Genomic DNA, 8,998 nt, shown 5'->3' with positions numbered 1-8,998 from the left:
TCACCAAGGTGACGCTCACCAAGGAGGCGCCCTCCGTCTCGCTCACCAAGCAGGGCGGCACCTCGGGCTCGATGCGCGTCAACCTCAACTGGGAGGTCCGCAAGCAGTTCAAGGGCTGGGGCCAGAAGCTCGGCAAGGCCATGGCCATGCACGCCGACCTCGACCTGGACCTCGGCGCGCTCTACGAACTCACCGACGGCACCAAGGGCGTGGTCCAGGCCCTCGGCAACTCCTTCGGCTCGCTGCGCCAGGCCCCCTACATCCACCTCGACGGCGACGACCGGACCGGCGCCTCGGACGCCGGCGAGAACCTCACGATCAACCTCGACCACAAGGCGGAAATCGCCCGTGTGCTGGTGTTCGTGACGATCTATGAGGGCGCCAGGAGCTTCGCCAACCTCCACGCCACGGTCACGCTGACCCCGCAGGGCGGCGCGCCGATCGACTTCTCGCTCGACGAGTGCACGGTGCAGTCGACCGTCGCCGCCCTCGCCCTGATCACCAACACCGGCGACGACCTCATGGTCCAGCGCGAGGCCCGCTACCTCGTGCCGGACCGCGGCGTCAGCCCCCAGCGCACCCTGGACCGCGCCTACGGCTGGGGCATGAACTGGACCCCCGGCCGCAAATAGCCGCCACCGCTCACGGCGCGGCCTCGGGACGGGCGTACGTACGCCCCTTCCAGGCCGCGCCGCGGCCCCGGTAGTGCTGCACCGCGGAGTCCACGGTCATCGCCAGATACCCCGCGGCGATCAGCGGCAGCAGCGGAGCCAGCCACGGCGGCTGCCGGTAGTAGCGCAGCATCGGCAGATAGGTGCCGGTCATGACCGCCCAGGCGCAGCCGCCGAGCAGCGCCGGGGCGGCCGCGCCGCCCGCGAGCCCCGCCACCACCGTTACGGGCGGCGCGAGGTACACCACCGCGAGCCCCACGACCGTGCCCAGCAGCACCAGCGGGTTGTGGCGCAGCTGCGCGTACGCGCTCCGTGACACCATCCGCCACAGCGGCCCCAGGCCCGTGTACGGCCGGACGCTCTCCACCCGGTCCGCCAGCCCCAGCCAGATCCGCCCGCCGGTCCCCTTGACCGCCCGCGCCAGCGTCACATCGTCGATCACCGCCTGCCGGATGGCCTCCGGGATACGCGCCCGCTCGGCCGCCTCCGCACTCAGCAGCACGCAGCCGCCCGCTGCCGCCGCCGTCCGCCCGCCGGGCCGGTTGACCCAGCGGAACGGGAACAGCTGCCCGAAGAGGTACACGAAGGCCGGGACGATCAGCCGCTCCCAGGCGGTCTCCACCCGCAGCCGGGCCATCTGCGACACCATGTCCAGCCCGTTCGACCGCGCCGCGGCCACCAGCTCGCGCAGGCTGTCCGGGCCGTGCGCGATGTCGGCGTCCGTGAGCAGCACGTACGCAGCGTCCGTACGGGCGCGGGCCAGCGCCATCCCGTGCCGCACCGCCCACAGCTTCCCGGTCCAGCCGGGCTCCGGCTCGCCCGGCGCATCGACGGTCAGGGGCAGCCCGCCCCGGTCGGCCGCGAGCGACCGCGCCAGTTCCCCGGTGCCGTCCGAGCTGCCGTCGTCGATCAGGAAGACCTCCGCGCGGCCCGGGTACTCCTGGGCGAGCAGCGTGGGCAGGCTCAGCGGCAGGACCTCGGCCTCGTCGCGGGCCGGCACCACCACCGCGACGGAGGGCCACTCGGCGGGCGGCGCGCGGTCCGGCAGCCTGACGTCCGTACGCCAGAAGAAGCCCTGTCCCAGCAGTAGCCACCCCCAGGCGGCCAGGGAGACGACGGCGATCCAGGTCAACGCGTTCACCCGCCGCAGTCTGCCGCACCGGGCGGCCGGGCGGAGGGAGGCCCCGGCACGAACGCGGGGAGGACGTGTCGAGAGGCGTGCGGCGCGGGGCGTCCGCCCCTGCGCGCCCCCGGAGAGACCGCCCCGGTAAGGTGATCGAGTGAAGATCGCGCTTATGGACTCTGGTAACGGGCTGCTCGCCGCGGCGGCCGCCGTGCGCCGGCTGCGACCCGACGCCGATCTGGTGCTCTCCTCCGCGCCCGACACGCTGCCCTGGGGCCCCCGGAGCGCCGAGGAGGTCACCGAACTCTCCCTCGGCTGCGTACGGGCCGCCGCCGCGCACCGCCCCGACGCCCTGATCGTCGCCTGCAACACCGCCTCCGTGCACGCCCTGGACGCGATCCGCGCCGAGCTGGAGCCGGAGATCCCCGTGATCGGGACCGTCCCGGCGATCAAGCCCGCGGCGGCCGGCGGCGGGCCGGTCGCCATCTGGGCCACCCCGGCCACCACCGGCAGCCCCTACCAGCGCGGCCTGATCCGCGACTTCGCCGACGGGGTCGACGTCACCGAGGTGGCCTGCCCCGGCCTCGCCGACGCCGTGCAGCACGCCGACCCGGACGCGCTCGACGCCGCGGTGGCCGTGGCCGCCGCCCGTACGCCCCACGAGGTAAGGGCCGTCGTCCTGGGGTGCACCCATTACGAGCTGGTCGCGGAGCGCATCCTCGAAGCCGTGCGGCGGCCCGCCGCGCCGCCGCCCGCGCTCTACGGCTCGGCCGACGCCGTCGCCGCCCAGGCGCTGCGCCGGACCGGCGAGCTCCCCGCCCCCGAGGCCGACGCCACCGGCGGTCTCACCGTCCTCCTCGGCGGCCGGGAGGCGGCCCTGGAGCCGGCCTCGCTCACCTATCCGGAGGGTCGTCTTCTGGCGGTGGTCAGCCCGGCCTGACAGCAGGGGCCCACCTGGAGGAATGGACCAGGGGGAACATGGGTACGGACGGTGCGGGACGTTCGGCCCCCTGCTGGCATGCCCGAATATGGGTAGGCTGCCTCCCATGAAGGACCACACCGAGGACGAGAAGCCGGGCGTGACCCCGCACATCCCCGATGTCTGGACCGGGCGCGCCACGAACAGAGTGCAGTGGCTGCTGGCCGCGGCGGGCGCGGCCTGCGTGGCCCTGGGCGTGCAGCTGGCCGTCGACTCCGCGTGGACCTCGGGGCTCGCGCCGCTGGTGATGTCCGTGGTCGGCTGCCTCGCGGCCGGGCTGCTGATGCTCTACGGGACGCTGGCCTTCGTGCACGTGGCGGTGCGGGTCGACAAGGAGGCCCTGGAAGTGCGCTGCGGCCACATCGGGCTGCCCCGCCGCCGCATCCTGCTCTCCCATGTCGTCGACGCGGACTTCGCGCCCACGGTCACGCCGCGCCAGTGGGGCGGCTGGGGCTACCGCTGGCGCCCCGAGATCGGCACCGCCGTCGTGGTGCGGCGGGGCGAGGGGATCGTGGTCCGGCTCGGCGACGGCCGCTCGTTCACGGTCACCGTGGACGACGCCGAGGCCGCCGTGCAGGTGATCCGCGACCTGCTGCACCTCCCGCCGGGCCGTACGGTCCGCATCCAGCCGTAGTCCCTGCCGCCGCGCTACCGCCCTGCTCCGCCCCGCCGGGTCCTGGCCTGGCCGCGCCGGTTCCGGGCCGCGTTCGAACGATGTCCGAGTCCCGCCCAACCCGGAGCGCTTCGGCGCGGTCCGGGCCCCGGGCCCGCCGCGTCGTCCCGGCGGCATGATCGGCACGGCCATTACGCTCGGGGTATGGCGACTCCCGACTTCATCCGAGAACTCCGCGCGACCGCGGGCCACCAACTGCTGTGGATGCCCGGCGTCAGCGCGATCGTCTTCGACGAGCAGGGCCGGGTGCTGCTCGGCCGCCGGGCCGACAACGGCCGCTGGTCGATCATCGGCGGCATCCCCGAGCCGGGTGAGCAGCCCGCGGCGACGGCCGTGCGCGAGGTGTACGAGGAGACCGCCGTGCACGTCGTGCCGGAGCGGGTGCTGCTGGTCGAGGCGCTGGACCGGGTGACGTACCCCAACGGGGACGTCTGCCAGTTCATGGACATCTGCTTCCGGTGCCGCGTCGTCGGCGGGGAGGCGAAGGTCAACGACGACGAATCCCTGGAGGTGGGGTGGTTCTCGCTGGACGCGCTGCCCGCCATGGAGGAGTTCGCCACGACGCGGATCAAGCAGGCCATGGGGGACGGGCCCACGTGGTTCCAGGGGGTCGAGGCCGCCGCGGAGCCGGTGCGCGGATAGGGCCGGTCGTCCGTCGCGGGGGACCGGGTGATAGGCAATGATCATGAGTGGCGCGGGCCAGGACCGGCCGGGCACGACGCCGCCGATCGCTCTTCTACGACGATCGCTCTTCTATGAGGGGAAGGACGCCATGCCGCTAGAGGGAGAGTACGAGCCCAGTCCGTCGAGCCAGGTGCGCGAGCAGGTGGAGCTGTTCGAGCGGACCGACGGCCGCGAGGGGAACACGATATTCGGGTTGCCCGTCATCATCCTCACGACCCGGGGCGCGAAGTCCGGCAAGATCCGCAAGACGCCGCTGATGCGGGTGGAGCACGAGGGCGCCTACGCCGTGGTCGCCTCGGTGGGCGGCGCGCCCAAGCACCCGGTCTGGTACTTCAACGTGGCGGCCGACCCGCGCGTCGAGCTCCAGGACGGGGCCGAGCGCAAGGACTACACGGCGCGCGAGGTCACCGGCGAGGAGAAGGCGCTGTGGTGGCGGCGCGCGGTCGAGGCGTACCCGGAGTACGCCGAGTACCAGCGCAAGACGGACCGTGAGATTCCGGTGTTCGTGCTGGAGTCCGCCGGGGCCTGAGCCCCGGGGAGCAGGGTCCTTCGGACAGCAGGAGCGGGCGGTTCCGCCGGCCCGGCCCGTGGTACGGGTGGGGCGGAGCCGCCCGTTCCTATATGTACCTGACATTTGGGAGGGCCATCATTCGGCCGATTTCCGGGCCGCCGTGTCCTCGGGGCGTACGCCTCCCGAACATCGGAGCGGACCAGTCGATCGGCTGGACTAGGCCAATACCGGTCCAGGTCACCACATGTGCCACCGACACACGCCGCCATCGCGCCGAGGTGACCGCCGCGATTCTTGCAGCATGCATTCAGGACAGCCGACGACGCGCGATGGCCGCTTCCTGAGCGGTGTGCGACTCGCGGCACTCCGGTTTGCCGCAATATATGGCTGTGCGGTTGAGGCGTGGGCGTGGGGCCCGTGCAGGGGCGCAGGAGGGGCGTGCTGAGCCGGGGTGGGGAGCTCCGGCCGCCGTTGGGGTCACACCGCACTCGAAGGAAGACATCGGTTTCGCGTGCGGGCTCCGCTCTTCGTGCTGCGCACGCGCCTTTACCGGACGGCGCCGCGTGCGGTCCGTCCCGGGGGGAGAACACCATGGGGCAACTGGCCCGACTGGCATCGGCATGCGCCGCTGCCGCACTGCTCGCGATGGCGCTTCCGGCGTCCGGGGCGAGCGCCGCGGACGACACGCCCAGAGTCGACTTACGGCTCCTGGTCGTCGACGACGGCGAGCCCGCCACCGCGGCGATACGCGCCGAACTGACCGGCGCCGGCACGCCGTTCACCACCGTCAAGCTCGCCGACAGCGGGCGCGCCCGCATCGACGAGGCGTTCCTCAGCGACACCGTCGACGGGCGGCCGCGCGCCAAGTACCAGGGCGTGGTACTGCCGAACGACAACCCCTTCGGCGCCGACTCGAAGGAAATGGCCGCGCTGGCCGCGTACGAGAAGCGTTTCGGCATACGGCAGGTGGACGCCTACACCTACGCCCGCCCCGCCGTCGGCCTCAACCTCGCGCAGGACTCCGGATACCTCGGCCCGCTGGACGGGCACACCGCGCAGGTGACCGCGGCCGGCGCGGCCGGACCTTTCAAATACCTCAGTGGAAACGTTCCTTTTGAGGACAACGACACCTCCGTCGACGAGAGTTACGGCTATGCGGCCGTACCGCTCGCCAAGCAGCAGGACGGCGCGACCTTCACCACCCTTCTCGACACCGCCATTCCCGGCAGCACCGCCCGCGGCTCCCTGATCGGCCAGTACACGCACGACGGGCGCAGCGAACTCGTGGTGACCTTCGTCTACAACGAGTACCAGAGCCAGCAGCGGCTCGTGTCGCGCGGCGTCGTGGAGTGGCTGACCCAGGGCATCCACCTGGGCGCCTCCCACAACTACTTCTCCATCCACGTCGACGACCTCTTCGCCGCCGACGACCGGTGGGACAGCGAGCTCAACTGCACGCCGGGCGACGTCGACTGCCCCGGCGGCACCGAGCCCGACACCGCCCCCATCCGCATGACCACCGACGACGCGGAGCACGCGAAGGAGTGGTCGCAGGAGCACGGCATCAAGATCGACTTCGCCTACAACGGCGGCGGCAGCATCGAGTACAAGGCGGATCACGGCGGCAAGGACCCGCTCGCCGAGAAGTTCGTGGCCGACCAGGGCTCGTACCGCTGGATCAACCACACCCTGACCCACGCCTGGCTCGGCTGCGTGCAGGACCTCAGCGTGGTGCCCTGGAAGTGCAAGACGGACGCCGCCGGCAAGCCGCTGTGGACCCCGCGCTCCGAGATCGTCTCGCAGATCCAGGACAACCTCGACTGGGCCCGCAAGGAAGGGCTGACCGTGGAGCCGGACGAGCTGGTCACCGGCGAGCACTCCGGCCTGTCCACCACGCCCCAGCAGCCCGACGACAACCCCGAGCTCGCGCCCTCGCTCACCACGACCGGCGCCACCTGGCTCGGCAGCGACACCTCCCGCGAGAAGGGCCAGCGCAAGGTCGGCCCCGCGCTCACCGTGCCCCGCTACCCCATGAACGTCTTCTACAACGCGGGCAAGGCCGCCGAAGAGGTCGACGAGTACAACTGGATCTACGGCAAGAAGTCCGACGGCGGCAGCGGCACCTGCGAGAACTCCACGACCACCACCTGCCTGCCCGAGCCGCTGGACATCGAGACCGGCTACACCTCGTACATCGTGCCGCTCGAAGCCCGTATCGCGCTCGGCCACGTGCTGGGCAACGACCCGCGCCCGCACTTCATGCACCAGTCCAACCTCTCCGAGGAGCGCATCGGCTACCAGGCGCTGGAGAAGATCCTCGGCGAGTACAAGGCCCTGTTCGCCGACAACACCCCGCTGGTCAACCCGCGGATGAGCGAGGCCGGCACGGAGCTGCGCGAGCGGGCCGACTGGCAGCGGGCCGTCGCCGCCGGACAGGTCACCGCCTACCGGATCGGCTCGGCCGTCACCGTCAGCGCGCCCGCCGGCGTCAAGGCGCCGGTGACCGCCCCCGACGGCACCGTGCAGAAGAACGGCACGTCGCAGACGCCCTTCGGCGGCGCGTACGCGGGGCAGCGCTCCGGCTGGGCCGCGCCCGCGGCCGGGCAGAGCGACATCGCCCTCGACCTGCCCGCCGCGCTCACCCCGCACCCCGCGGCGCACGCCGGCCCCGCCGCGCACGTACAGCGCCCGGCCGCCGGCCTTCCGGTCCCGGCCGGAGTGAGCCACCCGGTGAGCTACGGACCCGGAGACACCAACCGGCGGTAGGAGGACCGCCGTTCCGCACCGTCTCCAGGGAAGTACCGATCGGGGAGAAGCGACTTCCATGCACGAACCGCCCGCCGGACCGGGGTTCGGCACCGTCTCGGTGACGCTGCTCACCGAGGGCACCTATCCGCACAGCCACGGCGGCGTGAGCGTCTGGTGCGACCAGCTCGTCCAGGGTATGCCGGACGTCGATTTCAAGATCATCGCGGTGACCGGGACCGGCCAGGAGAAATTCGCCTGGCAGCTCCCGGCCAACGTCGAGGGGTGCGAATGCCTGCCGCTGTGGGGGACGGCGCCCGACGGCGCCGCCCCGCGCCGCCGCGCCATGCGCCAATTCCTGGACGGCTACGAGAAGTTCCTCTGCGCACTCCTCGACCCCGACCAGGAGTACCACTTCTCCGACGAGCTCTACCGGCTGGCCGACTACGCCGAGCGCGGCACGCTCTCCGCGGCGCTGCGCTCGGAGGCCGCCACCCGCACCCTCGCCCGACTGTGGACCGACCCCCGGCTGCCCACCGCCGCCGCCCGGCCCACCCTGCACGACGCGCTGACCGCGACCGACCTGCTCGAACACGCGCTGCGCCCGCTCGCCGCGCGCCCCGCGCCCGGCGGGGTCGCGCACGCGGTCAGCGGCGGGCTCGCGGCCCTGCCCGGGCTGCTCGCCCACCACCGGCACGGCACGCCGTTCCTCCTCACCGAGCACGGCATATATCTGCGCGAACGTTATCTGGGCTTCCGCAAGGAGCCCTACCGCTGGCCCGTACGGGCGCTGATGCTCGGCTTCTTCCGGCTGCTCGCCCAGGAGAGCTACCGGTGCGCCGCGCTCGTCACGCCCGGCAACCGCTACAACCGGCGCTGGGAGGAGCACGGCGGCACCTCGCCCGACCGCATCCGCACCGTCTACAACGGCGTGGACCCCGCCGCCTTCCCCTTCGCCGGACCCGAACCCGAGGAGCCGACGCTCAGCTGGGCCGGCCGCGTCGACCCCATCAAGGACCTGGAGACCCTCATCCGCGCCTTCGCGATCGTCCGCACCGAGATTCCGGCCGCCCGGCTGCGGATCTTCGGCGGCACCCCGCGCGGCGCGGAGGGCTACCGCAAGGGCTGCGAAGCGCTCGCCGCGGAACTCGGCGCGGCCGACGCGGTCACCTTCGAGGGACGGGTCGAGGACATCCGGGACGCCTACGCCGCCGGGAACGTCGTCATGCTCTCCAGCATCAGCGAAGGCTTCCCCTTCACCCTCATCGAAGCCATGTCCTGTGGCCGCGCCACCGTCTCGACGGACGTCGGGGGCGTACGCGAGGCCGTCGGCGACAGCGGACTCGTCGTGCCGCCGCGGGACCCGGAGCGGATGGCCCGCGCCGCGCTGCGGCTGCTGGGCGACCGGGAGGAGCGCACCAAGATGGGCCAGGCAGCCAGGCTGCGGGTGATCGAACAGTTCACGCTCCGCCAGACGATCACCGCCTTCCGCGACATCTACCACGAACTCCTCGGCTCCTCCGGCGGTTTCACGGCCGAGGAGGCCCCCGCCATGGCCATGGCAGCGGGCGGTGCGGGATGAGCGGATTACTCAGACTCGTGCCTCCCGACG

General features: G+C 72.5%; 7 protein-coding genes and 1 pseudogene. 7 read left to right on the top strand and 1 reads right to left on the bottom strand.

Features of this window, described 5'->3' with window-relative positions; translation table 11 throughout:
• Positions 1-632, top strand: a pseudogene (locus ACFU99_RS22175) (Tellurium resistance); the annotation flags it as partial.
• Positions 633-642: 10 nt separating this feature from the next.
• On the opposite strand, the gene ACFU99_RS22170 reads toward ACFU99_RS22175, so the two are convergent.
• Positions 643-1,812 (bottom strand): glycosyltransferase, encoded by a 1,170-nt coding sequence (locus tag ACFU99_RS22170; protein ID WP_384394567.1) that lies wholly within the window; start codon positions 1,810-1,812, stop codon positions 643-645.
• 154 nt (positions 1,813-1,966) lie between these two features.
• Here ACFU99_RS22170 and ACFU99_RS22165 point away from each other — a divergent pair, with 154 nt between their 5' ends.
• From ACFU99_RS22165 to pelF, 6 genes are all read left to right on the top strand, one after another.
• Entirely contained in the window at positions 1,967-2,734 is a 768-nt protein-coding gene (locus tag ACFU99_RS22165) for a glutamate racemase (protein WP_384394566.1), read from the top strand.
• Positions 2,735-2,840: 106 nt separating this feature from the next.
• Positions 2,841-3,407, top strand: a complete 567-nt coding sequence (locus ACFU99_RS22160; protein ID WP_384394564.1) for a hypothetical protein — start codon at positions 2,841-2,843, stop codon at positions 3,405-3,407.
• Positions 3,408-3,590: 183 nt separating this feature from the next.
• The gene (locus ACFU99_RS22155; protein WP_384394562.1) at positions 3,591-4,088 is read left to right on the top strand and encodes an NUDIX domain-containing protein; all 498 of its coding nucleotides are present in this window, start codon (positions 3,591-3,593) and stop codon (positions 4,086-4,088) included.
• Between the two features lie 130 nt (positions 4,089-4,218).
• Positions 4,219-4,659: a nitroreductase family deazaflavin-dependent oxidoreductase gene (locus ACFU99_RS22150; protein ID WP_384394560.1), complete on the top strand. Its 441-nt coding sequence runs from the start codon at positions 4,219-4,221 to the stop codon at positions 4,657-4,659.
• 573 nt (positions 4,660-5,232) lie between these two features.
• On the top strand, positions 5,233-7,407 hold the full coding sequence (locus tag ACFU99_RS22145) for a hypothetical protein (RefSeq protein ID WP_384394558.1): 2,175 nt from the start codon (positions 5,233-5,235) through the stop codon (positions 7,405-7,407).
• 58 nt (positions 7,408-7,465) lie between these two features.
• Positions 7,466-8,968 (top strand): GT4 family glycosyltransferase PelF, encoded by a 1,503-nt coding sequence (gene pelF / locus ACFU99_RS22140; RefSeq protein WP_384394556.1) that lies wholly within the window; start codon positions 7,466-7,468, stop codon positions 8,966-8,968.
• The last annotated feature ends 30 nt before the right edge of the window (positions 8,969-8,998 follow it).

Source organism: Streptomyces sp. NPDC057654 (genome assembly GCF_042800135.1).
GTDB lineage: Bacteria > Actinomycetota > Actinomycetes > Streptomycetales > Streptomycetaceae > Streptomyces.
Note: the sequence above shows the minus strand (reverse complement) of the source record. Positions and strands in the feature narration are given on the sequence as shown.